Origin of the sequence: Bradyrhizobium sp. CCBAU 51753 (assembly GCF_015291565.1) — a bacterium.
Lineage (GTDB): Bacteria > Pseudomonadota > Alphaproteobacteria > Rhizobiales > Xanthobacteraceae > Bradyrhizobium > Bradyrhizobium ivorense.
Window position 1 is genome coordinate 2,523,598 of record NZ_CP030037.1, and the last position, 17,136, is coordinate 2,540,733.

Sequence of the window (17,136 nt, forward strand, 5' to 3'; positions counted from 1 at the left end):
GGTGCCTACGGCTCGATGCAAGGCGAGGTGAAGCAGGCGGCCCTGGGACTCGTCACCTCGCTTGCTGGAGTGATTTGCATAGCTAGCGAACAGAACCTTCTGAAGGGCGCGCCCGCTTTGCGGGCCGGGCTCTACGAGCAAGCTCGCCGAGCCCACAAAGGTCTCGGCCCTTTCGGGAAACGATCCCGTCGCGCGGACTCCAAGGTGCTCCTCGCCGGGGGCACTCGCTGAAGCGGCCCGGCGGCAAGCCGCCGTCGCTATCACTGCCGCGTCAGAGAGTACCGCTGTTAAACCGGTCTCGTCGCTGCACTCGTCTCGCGTGCCGGCTTTGCCGTCGCTATGCTCAGCTCCCCGGGTGCCATTTCATGGGGCGATGCGCGTGCGCGCACGCTGTACGGGTCGAACGGCCGTCCGGGCTATGCCCGATAGACGTGAGTCGTTAATGCCGATGAGCTTGGCAGCCCGGAATTGCGAAGAGCAGCTGGGAAATCCTCGCGTCCCTGTTATCGACTGGTTTTCCCGGGCGCGGTCTCCGGCATAAGGCTCATGGCAACAAGCCCGACTACACCCGCCAACAAAAGATACCAGGCCGGTGCCAGCGGATGTCCGGTCACATGCAGGAGCCAAGTGACTACCAGCTGTGCCGTGCCTCCGAAGGCTGCGATCGCAACCGCGTAAGCGGTGGCAAATACTCCGCCGCGGATCTGTCGCGGCAGTGCCTCGATGAACGTCGCATAGAACGCGGTATATGGCAGCGATCCGATCAGCGAAAGCAAGCTGAAGCCGAACAAAAGCGATGAGGTGCCAGGTACCTCGACCATCCATGAAAAGGTCGGATAAGTCATAATGAGCGCAATCACCTGCGGGACTATCATCACAGGCTTGCGCCCAAAGCGATCGGCGAGCCAGCCTCCCAGCAACGCCCCGATGATTTGAATGCCATTGCTAACAAGCGAGGTGGCAAATGCGACAGGCGGGGCCACGTGGAGCGTATTCTGGGCGTAGGTCGTCATGTATTGCGTCACGTAGGTTGAAATCGTGCCGCTCGCTAAAATCATCAGGGCAAGCATGATCACGCGGCTATATCGGCGCGCCAATGCAAAGTGGCTCGACTTCTCGAAGTTGGCGGCGCCGCTTTCGGCTCGCGGGACCGTCTCTGGTAGCGTCCGGCGCATCCAAAATCCGAATGGCAAGCAGACCACCCCTAGCAGGAACGCGATCCGCCAGCCGTAAGCGTCAAGCGCTTCAGGCGACATCGTCTTACTCAGGATGAAACCGACCAGCGCGCCGGCGGTTGCGGCAATTTGCTGGCTCGTCGGTTGCCACGCGACGACCAAGGCCCGTCGCTCGGGTGGCGCGATTTCCAGAAGATAGGCCGTAGTCGGTCCAACTTCGCCGCCGAGGGCAAATCCCTGAACCATACGCGCTGCGATCACGATGATCGGTGCTGCAAGGCCGATTGCCTCGTAAGATGGTGTGAGCGATATCATTAGTATCGCGCTCCCCATCAACGAAAAACTCAAAAGCATCGCCGGGCGCCGGCCTATGCGGTCGGAATAAATGCCGAGCACGACGCCGCCGATGGGGCGCGTGATGAAACCCGCGCCGAAGGTCACAAGCGACAGCATCAGGCTGCTGTACTCACTTTGTGTGGGGAAGAACGTATGTCCAATCTGTATTGCGAAGAAGCTGTAGGTAATGAAATCATAGAACTCCAGCATGTTGCCAATTGTGGCAGAAAATGCAGCCCGCCTCACGCTCGATGATTCCTTTGCGGACGGGAGGGGTGACAATTGTAGTTTTCCTGATGAAGTTCTGAGGAGCACGTGGTCTCTGGTCAGGCTTTGAAGGCCTTCTGCTCCACCCTATCAATGATCACCATTGGAGCAGTCTCATCCTTTGGGTCATTCCAATCCTTCATCCAGACATCGCGGACAGCAAGATTCCATCCATTAAGCAGTACGCTGGTGTCAACGATGTAACCTGCGATTTTTTCTGTAAGCAAGCAGACAATTCCAAAAAGAACCATTCCAATCATCACTCGGATCCACACCTCCGTCTCGTACGTGTGGGTCAACAGATCCCTAATGTCCGTCAAGAGATCCAGGAGCGATACCACAGATGGAAACACGCAAAGGACAACGGTTGTTGCCAGCAGTGGGCGCGAGTTTGTCCCTATTATGAAGAGAAAGCGTTGTGCAACGACCTGATAGGCATAAGCGAAATGTGCACCCGAAAAAATATCTCCTTGGGGAATGAGATTGAACTTTTTTGGAATCCGGTAGCCATTTGCTCTGTCCGCGTCAGATTTAACAAACGACTCTACGGCCAGATTTTCCCTTCGAATTGCATAAAACGTCCACGACAGGATCAAGACGAATGCTAAGTTGCCAACTATCCCGAGATCAGTGACGTGTATTTTTCCGAACCCGCCTGGAAAGGAAATCAGCCATTGCTCGAAGTAGGTCTTTTCTGCAAGATCTCTGCGGGAGACAATAAGAGCTTTGCAGTAATTCAGTCGAAAGTCGTCCGATATTTTTATTCGTTCTCCCTGTACTAACGAAGGTAGAGAAGTCTGCTCTAAGACGTAGTCATTGCATATTTTCTTGAGCGTTTGAGCATCATTCTGAGAGTCGATAAGCGAAGAAATGGCAGCGTACCGTGCGCGATAGGTTTGGACATATCCCTTGTCCGTCGCGTATAGGGCCCAAAACCAAAGAAGAGCCCAGCTTAAGGCAAGGAGAAAGGGCACGCGTGTCGCAGCAATGACATCCGATAGTGCTTTGCATCTGGCGTCAACCAACTTCCACACGACATCGCCATCGATCTTTGCCTTCGTAATCTTTGTTGTACTGCGTCCCATTTGAAATGCCTCTAAATACGATCTGCGAATTAGCTATTGAGCACCCGGTTGAGCCGTACTGCGCACGTCTTCCGGATGAAATCGTGGCCGACCGTCTTATCAAGTCGGGTCGATGAAGATCCGTCCTCGGTGGAGACCTGTGTCGTGCCTTGCCATGCTTGAGACGCCGCAAACGCGCGCCCGTGCCGACCAGTTTGTAATCAAGGCTCGCCCAGACAAAGACTTCAGAACAATCAGCTCCCTTCGGTAGTGTCCCATGTGCTAAACCCGGTTGCAACCGTCAGCTGCAATTTTTGTTGCTGGTTAGCCTTGCACATATCCTGTTTCGTGGTGCCTAGCCTTTGGGCTGCGGCATCAACGGTTTAGCCGATCAAAGAGCTGGCACTTGATCCCGAGGGAGAGCCGCGCTCGTGCGGCTCTCTTTCATACCTTGGCGCTCCGAGCGCCTCCGGAAGATTGACCGGCGTTACAAGACATTACGGGCCATTTATCGGTGTCTTTGGCTAGGATCGTGTGCGGAGCCAGGAGCCAAAAATGCCACACGACCCTCAGCACGAAGTCTGGAATCCATTCTGTGAACGCATCATTCTTGGAGATTGGTCGCGCGACGAAATTCTCGACATGGAGCGAGGAGCTGCTTGGGCCGCCTACATCAATGGAGGTGTCGGCGAGCCCTACCATTTCGACTATCTAACATGGCTCAAGATGCAGGAGCGCTCGCGCTGAGCGATCACCGCACTACATCGACGCTGCTAACAAAACGGGATGCATTGTCGAGATATCGACAGCTAAGGCTTACGGGGAGGCGCTTGCGAACCGCCTCCCTTAGTCATTCCTTGCGAATGGCCGGCAGCGGCGCCGGACGTTGCGCTGACTGCATGGCCACAATGGGCCGCTTCTTTTCCTCATGCGCCCAGTACCCTTTCAACCGTTCCGGATATTGAAAGGACTTCCTCGTGAATTGGCCTTGCCGACAAACCAATCGGAACGGCTCAATTCGAACAGAGGAATTCCCGGCAACAAGGTCGACTACTGTGGGCTTGATGTCGGCACAATTGCCGCCGTCCTGGATGGTGGGCGGCGATCACACCTATGTCCTCGGCACCGACAGCCTTGGCCGCTGCGTGCTGCCGCGGTTGATCTATTCGGCGCGCACCGCAGTGACGGTGGCGCTGATCGCGGCGACGTTGGCGGCGTTGATCGGCGTCGCGCTCGGGCTGTTCGCCGGCAGTTTCGGCGGCTGGGTCGATCAGGCGATCTCGCGGCTGATCGATGTCTGGATGGCATTTCCGCCGGTGCTGCTCTCGATCGTGCTGGCGGCCGTGATTGGGGCCGGCCTGACCTCCGTGATCGCGGCCATCGTCGTGGTCGACTGGACGCGGTTCGCGCGCGTCGTGCGCGCCGAGACCATGGTGCAGTTGACGCGCGACTACGCGGCGGCCGCATGCGTCATCGGCCTCAGCCGCGCCAAACTGCTGCGGCTGGAGATCCTGCCCAATCTCGTTCCGCTCCTGGTCACGCTGCTCGCCGTCGAGATGGGGATCGCCATCCTCGTCGAGGTCATCCTGTCTTTCGTCGGCATCTCGGTCTCCGGCGACACGCCGACCTGGGGCAGCATGATCGCCGAGGGCCGCCAGATCGTCTACCAGGCGCCCTGGATCATGGCGCTGCCGATCGGCTGCATCATCACGAGCGTGATCGGCTTCAACCTGCTCGGCGACGGCCTTCGCCTCGCCCTCGACCCGGTGCAGCGCTCATGACCGCCACGCTCGAAATCGAGGAGCTGAGGGTCGCGATCGGCGCGGTCAACGTGCTGCGGCGGGTGAGCCTCGCTTTGCAGCCAGGCGAAGTCCGCGGCCTCGTCGGTGAGTCCGGCGCCGGCAAATCGATGCTGGGCCGCGCCGTGCTCGGCCTGCTGCCGGCGAATGCGACAATCATGTCCGGCTGCATCAACTTCGAGGGCCGGGATCTCCTGGCGATGCGCGAGGCGGAGCGGCGACATCTCCTCGGCCGCCGCATCGCACTGATCCCGCAGGATCCGATGACCTCGCTCAATCCAGTCAAGCGGGTGGGCGCGCAGATCGGCGGCCTGCTGCGCCGTCATCTTGGGCTCTCGAAGCGGGCGGCGCTGGCGCGCGCGACCGAGCTTCTCGCCGAGGTCGCGATCCGCGAGCCTGCGCGAGTGCTCTCGCTTTATCCCCATGAGATTTCCGGCGGCATGCGCCAGCGCGTGCTGATTGCGATGGCGTTTGCCTGCGATCCCGCGCTGGTGATCGCCGACGAGCCGACCACAGCACTCGATGTCACGGTGCAGCGTCAGGTGCTGCAGCTCGTCGAGCGATTGCGACAGCGCCACGGGAGTGCGGTTCTGTTCGTCACTCACGATCTCGGCGTGGTGGCGAAGATCTGTCGCAGCATGACCGTGCTGCATGGCGGTCGAGTGCTGGAGGAGGGCGAGACGTCGGATGTGCTGGCCAGGCCGCGCCACGCCTACACGCGCGCGCTGCTCGCGGCGACGCCGCGCGCGGACCGACCGGCCGAGACATTGCGGCCGGTGCCGCCGGCACTGATCGAGCAATTGTGGTCGGAGGCGCGCCGGCTCGATCAGCTGACGGTTGCGGGGTCGGCATGAATGACATCCTGCTCCGCACCGGCAATTTGAGCTTCGGCTATCCGGAGCGCACCGGCTTGCTTTGCAAGCCGCGTCTACGCCAGGTGATCAGAGGCATCGATATTGCCGTGCCGCGCGGCTCGGTGCTCGGCCTGGTGGGCGAGTCCGGCTCGGGCAAGACCACGCTCGGGCGCCTGCTGGTGCGGCTCCTGACGCCGACCTCCGGCGGCATTCAGTTCGACGGCGTCGAGATCGGCGGGCTCGACGAGGCGGCGCTCCGCCCGCTGCGCGCGCGGATCCAGATGATCTTCCAGGATCCGCAATCCTCGCTCAATCCGCGGCTACGGCTTGGCACCACCTTGACGCGTCCCCTCGAGGTGCATGGGCGGCTGCGAGGGCGTCAGGATCGGCGTGAGCGTGCTGCGGCGCTACTTGAGCTGGTCGGCCTGCCGACCGGATTTGCCGATCGATATCCGCATGAATTGTCGGGCGGTCAGCGCCAGCGTGCGGGCATTGCCCGGGCGCTCGCGCTCGAGCCGGATTTCATCGTCGCCGATGAGATCGTGTCGGGGCTGGATGTCTCGACCCAGGCGCACATCCTGCTGCTGTTGAAAAAGCTGCGCGCGCGATTGGGCCTCACCATAGTGTTCATCAGCCATGATCTCTCGGTCGTGCGCGTGCTCTGCGACGACGTCGCGATCCTGCACCACGGCGAGGTTGTCGAGTACGGCCCCGTCGCGGACGTGTTTGGTGCACCGCAGCACGCCTATACGCAGCGATTGCTCACCGCGATTCCGTTGCCCGACGTCGAGCCGGGTTGGCTCGACGAGTCCCTGCCGGTTGTCACTCCCCAGCAGCAAGGATCAGCCGCATGAGGAGACCATCAAAGATCCCGTCGTTGTCATCGCGGGCGCCACCGGTGCCGTTGCGCAAGTGCTCGTCGCCGAGCTCAAGGCGTGCAAACAGGCATCGGCGGGCCGATTGCTCGCGGCAGGAATCATTAGGTGTTTGCAAACCAGAGGAAGCCATCATGACAAAGTTGAGAGCTATGCTTGTTCTCACCACGCTTGCGCTGAGTGCCTCCGCCCTTCCAGTTGCGGCCGATTCGATTCCGGGCCTGCGCGGCCACGACCACACCGGCATCACGGTGCCCGACGTGAAGGCGGCGACCGCCTTCTTCACCGGCGTGCTCGGCTGCTCGCACGGGATGTCGTTCGGGCCATTCTCGGACGACAAGGGCACGTTCATGCAGGATGTCGTGAACGTAAATCCGCGTGCGGTCATCGACGAGATCAGTATGGTCCGCTGCGGCTACGGCTCTAACATCGAGCTGTTCCAGTACGAATCGCCCGACCAGGCCAAGACGCTGCCGAAGAACTCCGATATCGGCGGCCACCACATCGCGCTCTATGTTGACGACATCGCCAAGGCTGCCGAGTATCTGCGATCGAAGAACGTCAAGACCATGCAGGGGCCGATCCCCGTCAATGAAGGACCGGCATCCGGCCAGTCCATTCTCTACTTCCTGACGCCATGGGGAATGCAGATGGAACTGATCAGCTACCCCAAGGGCATGGCCTATGAGAAGAGCGCCAAGACCGTGCTGTGGTCGACGATCGAGCCGATGAAATGAGTGCTTCGCTCCGTACAGAATGCCTTCACGGTCGTTTCCTCGAGCGTCGGAAGCGACGACGACTGCATGTATGAATGCGACCCAGTCGCACACTCAAAAGGGAGCAGGGCGCCGCTGCTGCGCCGGCCGTTGGTGACCTGGTCTGCCAAGTGCGTGTGTCCTGATGGCCTGCGAGGTGCGGCACCAAGCTGCTGAACATCTCCAGTGTCGCTCCGATTTCCCGAGTGATTTCAGGCTCCTGAGGGCGGCGACAATCTGGCTGAGCACCGTCCGGCCCGAGCCAAGACCAACATGCAAGCCTGTTAATCGCGCGGTGCGGCTGCCGCTACAAGGCGGACGCCTCGTTCGATGATAACAGCTTTGGCCTATCATCGAACTGTACGTTCAACGCCGATGTGACAATTGCGTCACTGCGCGACCGGCAGCAGGAATACCCGCCGATAGTCCGCCGTCGACTGCGATGGTTTGGCCGGTGATCATCGATGCCTGTGAATCGGCGCCGAACTAAGCCCCTTGAACTAACGGTAGCAATTCCTTGTAGCAAATACCGGATTCTGCATCGGGTGGGGTCCCAATCGGTGCCGATTGTAACCCCACTCCGATTGGCCTTTCTTAATTGGCTTCAGAGCATTATTGCCGATACTTACGGCTGCTCGACCCCACGCCGATTCACATATGGGGCTTTTCCGGCCGGCCTCAACAATTGCATGCCGGTGATGGTTACCGCTTCAGTGTGACCAGGATCGCGGCGGCGGAAATGGAGGCTTCCCAACGCCGTTACTGTTCGCGGCGAAGCCGAAGCCAGGCGCGAACCTTCCTGAGAACCCGGCACAGTTCGCTGCAACCAGAGGCGTTTCAGGGAGATCGTTTCTATCGGCGAAGCCGACGTCCAGAGCGAGGGTCTATTGGGCAACAACAAAGAGCTCCGCCGTCCCCAGCGTGGCTCTTTGGGCTAGGGGACCTACTTTACCCCGATTAGGGGACAAACTTATAGGGGGCGTACTTTGCCCGACACAGTAACGAAACCGCCTGGCCTTCGCATAAGGAGGCATCTCCGACGAAGTGTCCACCTGGCGCAGTCTCTTCTGTCGTTTTTCGTCCGATCTGAGTCTTTTGGGCTCGATCAGAGTTTAAAGGGGCCAATCTAGCGAACGAGATTCCAACTGCCCCGCCGCCCTTTGCAACCAAGGTTTGCCCGAGGTCCATAGAGGGCTACACTTGATTAATTGCGATATGAGGCACATGCTAGGCGACACGTGACGCGAGGGCTGCCATGACTGCCGCAGCCGAGAAACTGGCTCCAAAGGGGTCAGGCAATGATCTGCAGAAGGTTGCCGATTTGCTCGGCGGGCCGCGCATCCTGTCGCGCCGGATTACAAGCGCCCTCGACGCCCACGAACTGCTGCTGGACGGACTGCCAGGCTCTGCGTTGACCTACTTCGTCAGTCACCTCATCTGCATTCAAACGGACTCGCTGGAAAAAGCCTTCGGAATGAGCCTTCGCACCTTTCAGCGACGCAAGGGCGCTCCGGACAAGCCGCTGAGCCAGGAGCAAAGTGGGCGGACCTGGAAGTTTGCCGAAATCCTGGCCAAGGCCACGGACGTGTTCGGTTCGCAGGAAGAAGCAGAGCAGTGGCTCGGGCGTCCGGCCATCGGTCTTGACCAGCGTCGCCCGATCGACCTGCTTGCCACTCCGGCGGGCATCGAGCTCGTTGAACAGTACCTCACGCGCCTCGCATACGGCGTCTATGCATGACGCCTTCTTAGAGCCATTGGGAGGCGGGAAGCTCATTGCTTGGCGCCTCGATCAGGCGCGCTCTGCGTCGACCTGGGCTGATGATTGGCTCACGCATGCCGGTACAGAATGATTGGAACGCCCGGAGCAAGTTGGTTCAGGAAGTCGAAGTCGCAGACATTGCCTGTCAATATGCTGACACCGATACCCCGCGCCTGGAGATACTTAAATGCGTCGCGCCGGAAGAGATCGATCTGCTCTTGATGGTCGGGTACGCCGGCGCCACGGCTTCGTTGTCTGCGCGAGGACTGATCGCAAATCAGCGGCAAGCGACATTCGATGCTCTTCCCCTGCGCAGTAGCGGCTAGGTAACTCGATCCAACTATGAGTTTGCGACCCTTGCGACTAAGTCGCCATCTCAAATTGCGTCGGGGTTTCCCATGCTGTGATGTGACTTCCGAATTTGACGCGGATGCGCGGTGCTGGCCCCATCATGATGGGATAATCCTCGATCTCACAGACCGTACCGATGTCGCCTGCACTAATCTCCGGCCTCTGTTGTCCGCGGATCAGTCGGACTTGGTCTCCAACTGAGAAGGGGCAGTCGTTGCGCTCGCTGACAATGAAAAAGCCCGCAGCGATCTCGGCGCTAACATCTAATGCGTCATGATCCCCATCGCCGGCGCGGAGCTTAAGGTATGTCCTAGTGCTACCGTTATCGAGCCGAACGCGAAAGCCGTTATAGTCGATAGGTTCCACTACCGCGCCGGTAATCGCCGTGAACCTCCGACGTCCAATAAGATGAAGCCTCATTCTGCCGATTGTCGTTCCAACGACATTCGGGTCGAACTCTATCGGCGGCAGATCGTTGCGAGTTAACAGCACACGACCCTCGGGATCGAAGTCAGATTTATCCACTTTGTCGGCTGCCGTTATCAGGATTCGCGCCACGTCCCGGTCAAAGGCTGCGATCGGCGCGATGTTGGACAGCGCAATGCCTGCCAACGCCTGATAGCTTACAAATCCGGTAAAGCGTTGCTGTTTGTAGTCGAACGCAAAGGCGACCCATTCGCGATGCTCAACGTCATCGCGTCGAAAAAGACGAGGCATTGCTCCTCTCTTTCGTACACCTTCGCCGCCGCCATTCTGCGGTATGAAAATGATGCCGGCCGAGTTCAAAGCTGCTTCGATTGCATCAATGGTTCGCGCCTGCTGATTGCGTTGATCGCGCTCAAAGTCGGCAATCGTCTTCTTCGACACTCTCGCAGCTGTCTCTAGTTCTTCCTGGGACCAACCAAGGAGAGCTCGGGCAGCCCGGCATTGGGAAGGGGTGATCATAATAACTCCAAAAATGTAATATGATTAGTTCATTTATTACGTTAAAAGAGTAATGTCAACGGGTGGCGCGATCTTTAGTCGTTCCTCTGGCCCCTCGCGTGAACAGATCCCGCTTTGAACAAGACTTTGGTTTAGTCGACACAACCGACGATTGCCGGGCCTCCCTTAGGCTTCTAATTTCGTGACAAGGGGGCACCAGGCGGCGGACCAATGAATTAGGTCCGATCAAGAACATCGTCCCCATTGAGGGGACTATGTGGGCTGACGCAGACGCCAAGGTTGACTACTTGAATTTTTCCGAGGTCGCTGAACTCGCCGCCGAGATGGTGGGGACAGCGCGCTTGCTTCCTCTCTCCCTCGGAGTTTTCGGCACTTGGGGCACGGGAAAATCCACTGTGCTCAACCTCATGAGGGAGGAGCTGTCCCAGCAAAAGGATAAATTCCTCTTCGTCGAGTTTGATGCCTGGTTGCACCAAGATTACGACGACGCTCGGGCTGCGCTCATGTCGGTGATCGCAAAAGCGTTGCTCGACGAAGCTCCCGAGGGCTTGCGCGAAAAGGCGTTGAGCCTATTCAAGCGCACCAACAAACTCCGAGTTCTCGGGTACGCTGCTGAAGGTGCAGCCGCTTTTTGGGGTGTCCCGACGTTCGGTTTGATCCGAAAGGGAGTCGAAGGACTTGGGGAGATTCTATCCGGTGATGCCAACGAAGAGGACGTCAAAGCAATCGAAGAAAGTGTTAAAGACGCAAAGACCAAGTCAGATGGCTTGATCGCTCCAGAGACTAAGAAGAGTCCGCCGGAAGAGATCGTAGCCTTTAGGCAGGAGTTCGGCGAGGTCCTGTCGGGTCTCGGCAAGACCCTAGTCGTCCTGATCGATAATATCGATCGTTGCACGCCTCCGAATACCATTCACACGCTAGAGGCCATACGTCTCTTCCTTTTCTTGCCACGCACCGCGTTCGTTATCGCGGCAGACGAGGACATGGTCCGTCACGCCGTCGCCACGCATTTCAGGAACCCCTCGCTTCGTCTGTTCGCATTGCTCAAGCGCGTCTATGGCCTCGCGCGTGCCCGCTATCGGGGTCTGATGCGCAATGCTGCAGCCTTCCAGCTCGCCGCGACCGCGATCAATCTCCAGCGATGGGCTCGGATGGCACCCCACGTCGCCTAACCCACGAGGCTTCCCGACATCACGGGCCATCACGGCTCACTCACCCAAGCCACCAAACCAGCCGGCCGACGCCCAATGCCGCACTCTGTCGATCGGATCGACTTTCGCAAAGCCCTCGCCAAAGCGGCTGAAGCGATACGAGCAGCCCGATCCAAAAGCGCCAGTGACGTTTAAACCACCCCATGAGGCGAAAATAACCGCCATACCTATTTGAAGGCGAGTCCGCATCTCGGACCTCCGAAGTTAACCAAGAGATTTCGTTCGGGGTCAGTATTCAAACTGACTCACTACCCCAGGCCGACCACGCCAACCGCCGCCCGGCAAGCGAGCCGTATCGGATCGGATTTTGTTCCGCAGGATGTCTATATCTTTCAATGGGTTGTGGAAAGTTTACGTGTTGTTAGCGGTAGTTCCTTATGATATGAAATGAAGGATATAAATAAGGTATATCCGACATACCGGATCGTAGGCCATGGCCAAGCCGTCGTCGACCCAACAAGATCGCGCCATCGAACTCCTCAAGGAGCGCGGCATCGCGCGCCCTTCCGAGCTTGCCACGGCGGGTGTCACGGCGGCGACCATCGCCCGCATGAAGGAAAAAGGCCTCGTCGTGCAACTCGGACGCGGCCTCTATCAACTGCCGGATGCTCCCATCGATACGCACCATTCCCTCGCCGAAGCCGCCAAGCGCGTGCCCAAAGCGGTCGTCGCGCTCACCTCGGCGCTCGCGTTCCATGACCTGACCGATACCATTCCTTCGATGGTCTGGCTCGCCATTGGTCCCAAAGACCGCCAGCCCCTTCCGACCAATCCGCCCATGCAGTTCGTTCGCTTCAGCCCGGAGCGGCTTCAGGAAGGCGTGGAGATTCATACGATCGAAGGTTGCCCGGTGAAGATCTTCAGCCCCGCCAAGACCGTCGTCGATCTTTTTCGCTACCGGCGGAGCGCCGGGACACGTTATCGTCACAGCACCGGCCTCAACCTCGCGCTCGAAGGCCTGCGCGAGGCCCTGCGAACCCGCAAGGCCAAGCCCTCGGAGATCGCGGATTTTGCGCGCAAGGCCGGGGTTTGGAAGGCCATGCAGCCTTATATGGAAGCGATGACGGCCAATGGGTAACCTACCCAAGAATGTCGCGGCCTCGGTTCGCGCGCGGCTGCTCACGCTCTCCAAGGAGCGCAACGAGCCCTTCGACCTTCTCCTCACCCGCTACGTGCTGGAACGGCTGCTTTATCGTCTCGGCTCGACGGACTATCGCAATCGCTTCGTTCTCAAGGGCGCGACGCTGGTCGCGACCTGGGTCGACAACCAGTTCCGGCCGACGCGCGACCTCGACCTTCTCGGCTCGGGCGATCCCGACCCCGACGCGCTGTTGGCGATCTTCAAGGAGATCGCCGCCGTGGACGCCGCCGACGGCGTCACCTTCGACCCGGCCAGCTTCACCGTCGACCGCATCCGCGACGAAAACGAATACGGCGGCGTCCGGATCAAGGGCAATGCCACGCTCGAAAACGCTCGCGTTCGCGTCGTGATCGATATCGCATTCGGCGACGCCATCGAGCCCGGCGTGCAGGAGACCGACCTGCCGGCGTTGCTGGATTTTCCGGCGCCCAAGCTGCGCTCTTACCCCCGCGAAACCGTCGTCGCCGAGAAATTCCAGGCGATGGTCGCGCTTGGCCTCGCGAATAGCCGCCTGAAGGACTTCTACGACGTCTGGGTGCTAATCCGATCCTACAAGTGCGAGGGCGACGCGCTGGCCCGCGCCATCAAGGCGACGTTCGCGCGCCGCAAGACCGACATTCCGACCGCACTGCCGGACGCCTTCACCGAGGACGCCGGCAAGAAGGACCAGTGGGCGGCGTTCACCAGGCAGGTCGCAGTCGACCCCGGCTCGTTGACGGAAGTCGCCAAGACGCTCGCGGAGTTCCTGATGCCGCGCGCAAAGGAAACTCGCGCCGTGAAGCACGGGGCCGCGGAGACCTAGCTGGGTCGACCATGCCGCTGACGATGGCGCCGATCATCATCGGCACCAGCAGCACCAGCACCAAGATGATCATCGCGGTGCCGGTGATCATCGTGATCGCCAGCAGCAGTACCTGCTGGATGATCATCGTGACGCCGATCATCGGCGTCACGGCATGGCCGGTTAAAAAACTTCGGACAGACCTTGAAGGCGGGGTTTCACTGGACACTCTCAGCCGACAACGCGAAGGTGACGCGGTGGCCTTCGATTTCCGGTAGCTCGCGGACGTCATAGACGACGTCCGTTCGTGTCAATGTACCGTCGTTGGCCATGCGGACGCGATGGCCGTCTTTCGTATCGACCGTCTTTGAGCCGACGGTCCTTGTACAGGAATGTCGAGGAGTAATGGCCAGGTCCCAAAGGCTTAGATGAAGATCTTGTCGGCGATGTCGTTAAATTCCGAAAACCGGCAGTACGGGCGCTCCATAGGGAGCAGCTAGGCAAGCAGCTCCCGTTGGCGCCATCGGGATCTACATAGGCAGCCTCATCGCTCGTTTGGCAGCACTCCGTCCTTCAGCAGGGTCTCATGTGCTGCCTTGAATGCCTCAAGACCTGCAGGTCGCGTGAAGCTGGCCGCCCTGATCTCGTCCACACTCGCGCCGTTCCGGAGCGCCGCCCCGGACCTGCAGCTTGAGTTCCGCGCGAGGTTGCGGTGTGGGCCTTGCAAGCTTGCGGCTTCGCGCCGCGGTCGGACGGAACGGAATGGCGCTGTCGCAGTTCCGACGGGTGTCGATATTCGTTCGTCCAGAACACCGGGCTGGAGGGGCGCATCTACCTGCCTAAGCCTCTGTGGTAGCTGACCGATTTCAAAATCGAGCGCTGTGGTACAACACTTGCTGTTCTCTTCGCAGCGACCGCAATTTTTGGAGCAATCAGTGCACATTGTCGTCTGCATTAAACAGGTTCCGGACTCTGCGCAGATCCGCGTGCACCCAGTGACCAATACGATCATGCGTCAGGGTGTGCCGACCATCATTAACCCATATGATCTCTTCGCGCTTGAGGCCACGCTCGAACTGCGCGATCGGTTCGGCGGCGAAATAACCGTGCTGACAATGGGGCCGCAATCGGCGGAAGACTCCTTGCGGAAAGCGCTGACATTTGGCGCCGATCGCGCCGTACTGCTCACCGATCGCTGCTTTGCGGGCTCCGACACCCTGGCCACAACGTATGCACTGGCAACCGCCATCCGAAAAATCGGTAAGGAATATGGCCCGCCAGACCTCATCTTTACCGGCAAGCAGACCATCGACGGCGATACCGCGCAGGTTGGGCCCGGCATCGCAAAGCGGCTGGGTGTGCTTCAGCTGACCTACGTTGCCAAGGTCAGAACCCTCGATCTCGCCGCACGTACAATTGAAGCCGAGCGACGCTCCGAAGGTGGCGTCCAGGTGCTGCACACGAGGCTGCCCTGTCTCATTACTATGCTGGAGGGGACCAGCCAGATTCGGCGCGGCGCGATGGCGGATGCCTTGCGTGCTGCGCGTGCACCAATAGTGAAATGGAGCGCGCACGATGCCGGCGTCGAGGACGTCTCCAAATGCGGCCTTAAGGGCTCGCCGACCGTCGTCAAGCGAGTCTTCGCTCCCTCTGCGCGGGCTGAGAAAGCGGCGCTGGTTGAGGCCGCCGAGCAACCAGCGCAGGCGTTGATTGATGCTATCTTTAAATATCAACCGAAGCTCGAAAGCGATCTTGCGGCACTAGCCCGCGATGCTTGATCTGGAGAGTTCTGGCGACTATGAGCGTTACGATCCCGAAGTCAAGTTTGGCTCGCAACCGGTCACACCGACATGCACGGAGGCATGCAGAGCCGGGCGCCGGCGCGGATTGCGTCGACAAGCTGCGCAGCCAGCGCCTTGCGGCGTCCAGCACGAAGCTCCGTGACCGCTGATCGACGCAGTCGAACGCCAGCGCATATCGGCAATTGGTGAAGCCGGATTTGCGCGCCGTCGCGATGCGAACGAGCGTGTCCGGCGACCGGGCTTGCGGATCCAACGTTCTTAAGCTCTCGTCCAATCAACTGCAATGGGTGCTTACTCGCCCGTCACGGACGGCTCGTCGCGATGCTTGAGGTGTCGCTTCCGTGTATTGTAACTGACCAGCCAGATCACGCCGACTGCGACCGGCACGCACGCCGCAGTTAGATAAGAGGGTTCTACATGGAGTCCAACATCGTGCGCTCCTTTGGCAAGGTAGCCAAACAGACTGACCACATAATATCCTATCGCCGCGACCGACAATCCCTCCACCGTGCACTGCAGCCGAAGCTGTTGCCCGGTGCGTTCATTGATAGCGTGCAATAGGTCGCGGTTCTGCTGTTCGATTTCAACGTCGACACGGGTTCGCAACAGATCGGCGGCACGCGCCAACTTGACCGACAGAGTTACCTCACGATCCTTGGTCGTCTCACAAGTGCGCATAGCAGGCGCCATTCGGCGCGCCAGGAACGACGACCATGTCGGATAGTCCGTGATCTCACTGCCTTCGATGATGGACAGTCGGGATTGGACTAGCTCGTAATAAGCTCTGCTGGCGCCGAAGCGAAACAGGCTTCCGGTCGCGCCTCGCTCGAAAGAGGCGGCCAACGCGGTCAGTTCGGCAAGCAGATGGTTGTTGAGCTTCAATCCCTCCGCGGCTTGCATTTCTTCGAGCACCTCACCAAGACGTCTATCAATGCGATCGACAAATGGACCAAGCTCAAGCGCGGCCGACAGACCAAGCAACGCCAACGGACGATAGGTCTCAACTTCAAGCAGCCGCTGCACCAGTGCACCAAGATTGTGCGGCGTCAGCCCGAGGTCGCAGACAAGAATGTTGGTGAAACCGTTTTCGTCGACGCGAAAATCCGAGGCCATAACACTTGCTCCGCCCTTTATGCGGACCATGGCGAGGCTGCTCTTGTCGAAAAGTTGTTCGGCGCGTCTCAATGGGGAGGCGTGCTGCTCGACATCCAGCTTGATTGCGACCAATAATTGCCCTTCCTGCCGCAAGTCGCGCATCAAGGAGTGAACCGCTCTTTGGGAGTCGCCGCTCTGCGGGCCATTCGCTATCCAGGTGAAGGTTGCGAATTCGGCATGCTGCTCCCAGCGAAGCACAACGGGTCCGATGTCGATTTGGTGATGTTTCGCCGAGAGCTGCGGAGAGGGAAGGTCACGCTCTCGACAAAACGTGACGAAGGCGCGGCGATCGCTTGCGGCCGCATCGCCCTGCGCAAGAAATGCGAAGTGGGTCACCTTAAATGGAGGAACAAGCTGCATAAACGGGCGCGCATGCACTTCATTGAGCACGGCATCGCGTTGCGCATGTAGCTTGAAACTCCGAAGATCCAATTTATCGGGCACGTGCAAGCACCTCGTGTCAAAATGGGCGCGCATTCATCTGTGTCAGCGCGCGAGCGACATTGGTGTCGACTCTAAGGGTCTGTTCGCGCGGGTAGAGTGATGGCGCGGGTTGATCGGAAGCCGCTCAAAGTTGCGAAACCAGCGCCAAACGCGGTTGGTCGCTACCGGACGCGCACGAACATCGCTCGATATCGATGTGTTGGCGCACATACCGCGTGGTGCGCAGGCCCGTATCCCCCGAACGAATCCAGAGCGGCGTGACCAACGCACGCAAAATTTCCACGCTTCCGTCTCCACGAGGTTGCTAATCGCCGTCGCCGGCTCTACACCGGCTGCTGCATCGTCGATTGACGGCAAAAGCGCAAACGTGACTTTCATCTTGGCTGCTCTCTTGTCTCACATTTGCACGCGATGCAGGATAT

15 protein-coding genes and 1 pseudogene are annotated in these 17,136 nt (G+C 59.4%); 12 read left to right on the plus strand and 4 right to left on the minus strand.

Annotation, left to right across the window (positions count from 1 at the left end; genetic code table 11):
• Positions 1 to 503 precede the first annotated feature (503 nt).
• The gene (locus tag XH93_RS11340) at positions 504 to 1,721 is read right to left on the minus strand and encodes an MFS transporter (RefSeq protein WP_246799572.1); all 1,218 of its coding nucleotides are present in this window, start codon (positions 1,719 to 1,721) and stop codon (positions 504 to 506) included.
• A 116-nt stretch (positions 1,722 to 1,837) separates the two neighbouring features.
• Positions 1,838 to 2,863, minus strand: a complete 1,026-nt coding sequence (locus XH93_RS11345; RefSeq protein ID WP_194473560.1) for a hypothetical protein — start codon at positions 2,861 to 2,863, stop codon at positions 1,838 to 1,840.
• Positions 2,864 to 3,397: 534 nt separating this feature from the next.
• On the opposite strand from XH93_RS11345, the gene XH93_RS11350 reads away from it, so the two are divergent.
• The 7 genes and pseudogenes from XH93_RS11350 (at position 3,398) to XH93_RS11380 (ending at position 9,210) form a co-directional block, all read left to right on the plus strand.
• Entirely contained in the window at positions 3,398 to 3,589 is a 192-nt protein-coding gene (locus XH93_RS11350; RefSeq protein WP_194473561.1) for a hypothetical protein, read from the plus strand.
• Positions 3,590 to 3,903: 314 nt separating this feature from the next.
• Positions 3,904 to 4,623: pseudogene (locus XH93_RS11355) on the plus strand (ABC transporter permease); the annotation flags it as partial.
• A complete protein-coding gene (locus XH93_RS11360; protein WP_194473562.1) occupies positions 4,620 to 5,495 on the plus strand; it encodes an ABC transporter ATP-binding protein in 876 nt (291 codons plus the stop codon). The pseudogene XH93_RS11355 and the gene XH93_RS11360, both read left to right, overlap by 4 nt.
• Entirely contained in the window at positions 5,492 to 6,349 is an 858-nt protein-coding gene (locus XH93_RS11365) for an ATP-binding cassette domain-containing protein (RefSeq protein WP_194473563.1), read from the plus strand. The genes XH93_RS11360 and XH93_RS11365 overlap by 4 nt, the downstream gene beginning before the upstream one ends.
• A gap of 155 nt (positions 6,350 to 6,504) precedes the next feature.
• Positions 6,505 to 7,107: a VOC family protein gene (locus XH93_RS11370; protein ID WP_194473564.1), complete on the plus strand. Its 603-nt coding sequence runs from the start codon at positions 6,505 to 6,507 to the stop codon at positions 7,105 to 7,107.
• A gap of 1,273 nt (positions 7,108 to 8,380) precedes the next feature.
• A complete protein-coding gene (locus XH93_RS11375; protein WP_194473565.1) occupies positions 8,381 to 8,863 on the plus strand; it encodes an antitoxin Xre/MbcA/ParS toxin-binding domain-containing protein in 483 nt (160 codons plus the stop codon).
• 95 nt (positions 8,864 to 8,958) lie between these two features.
• Positions 8,959 to 9,210, plus strand: a complete 252-nt coding sequence (locus XH93_RS11380; RefSeq protein ID WP_194473566.1) for a hypothetical protein — start codon at positions 8,959 to 8,961, stop codon at positions 9,208 to 9,210.
• Between the two features lie 37 nt (positions 9,211 to 9,247).
• Here XH93_RS11380 and XH93_RS11385 read toward each other — a convergent pair whose 3' ends face one another.
• Positions 9,248 to 10,102, minus strand: a complete 855-nt coding sequence (locus XH93_RS11385; protein WP_246799573.1) for a hypothetical protein — start codon at positions 10,100 to 10,102, stop codon at positions 9,248 to 9,250.
• A gap of 332 nt (positions 10,103 to 10,434) precedes the next feature.
• Between XH93_RS11385 and XH93_RS11390 the strand changes: the two genes are divergently transcribed.
• The 5 genes from XH93_RS11390 (at position 10,435) to XH93_RS11410 (ending at position 15,091) form a co-directional block, all read left to right on the plus strand.
• Positions 10,435 to 11,352 carry a P-loop NTPase fold protein gene (locus XH93_RS11390; protein ID WP_194473568.1) on the plus strand — a complete coding sequence of 306 codons (918 nt, stop codon included), beginning with the start codon at positions 10,435 to 10,437 and terminating at the stop codon, positions 11,350 to 11,352.
• Between the two features lie 472 nt (positions 11,353 to 11,824).
• Entirely contained in the window at positions 11,825 to 12,469 is a 645-nt protein-coding gene (locus tag XH93_RS11395) for a type IV toxin-antitoxin system AbiEi family antitoxin domain-containing protein (protein WP_194473569.1), read from the plus strand.
• On the plus strand, positions 12,462 to 13,334 hold the full coding sequence (locus XH93_RS11400; RefSeq protein WP_194473570.1) for a nucleotidyl transferase AbiEii/AbiGii toxin family protein: 873 nt from the start codon (positions 12,462 to 12,464) through the stop codon (positions 13,332 to 13,334). The genes XH93_RS11395 and XH93_RS11400 overlap by 8 nt, the downstream gene beginning before the upstream one ends.
• Positions 13,335 to 13,345: 11 nt before the next feature.
• Positions 13,346 to 13,591, plus strand: a complete 246-nt coding sequence (locus XH93_RS11405) for a hypothetical protein (protein WP_194473571.1) — start codon at positions 13,346 to 13,348, stop codon at positions 13,589 to 13,591.
• A 657-nt stretch (positions 13,592 to 14,248) separates the two neighbouring features.
• The gene (locus XH93_RS11410) at positions 14,249 to 15,091 is read left to right on the plus strand and encodes an electron transfer flavoprotein subunit beta/FixA family protein (protein WP_194473572.1); all 843 of its coding nucleotides are present in this window, start codon (positions 14,249 to 14,251) and stop codon (positions 15,089 to 15,091) included.
• Between the two features lie 315 nt (positions 15,092 to 15,406).
• Here the strand turns inward: XH93_RS11410 and XH93_RS11415 are convergent, their stop codons facing one another.
• Positions 15,407 to 16,714 (minus strand): DUF3422 domain-containing protein, encoded by a 1,308-nt coding sequence (locus XH93_RS11415; RefSeq protein ID WP_246799574.1) that lies wholly within the window; start codon positions 16,712 to 16,714, stop codon positions 15,407 to 15,409.
• Between the last annotated feature and the right edge of the window lie 422 nt (positions 16,715 to 17,136).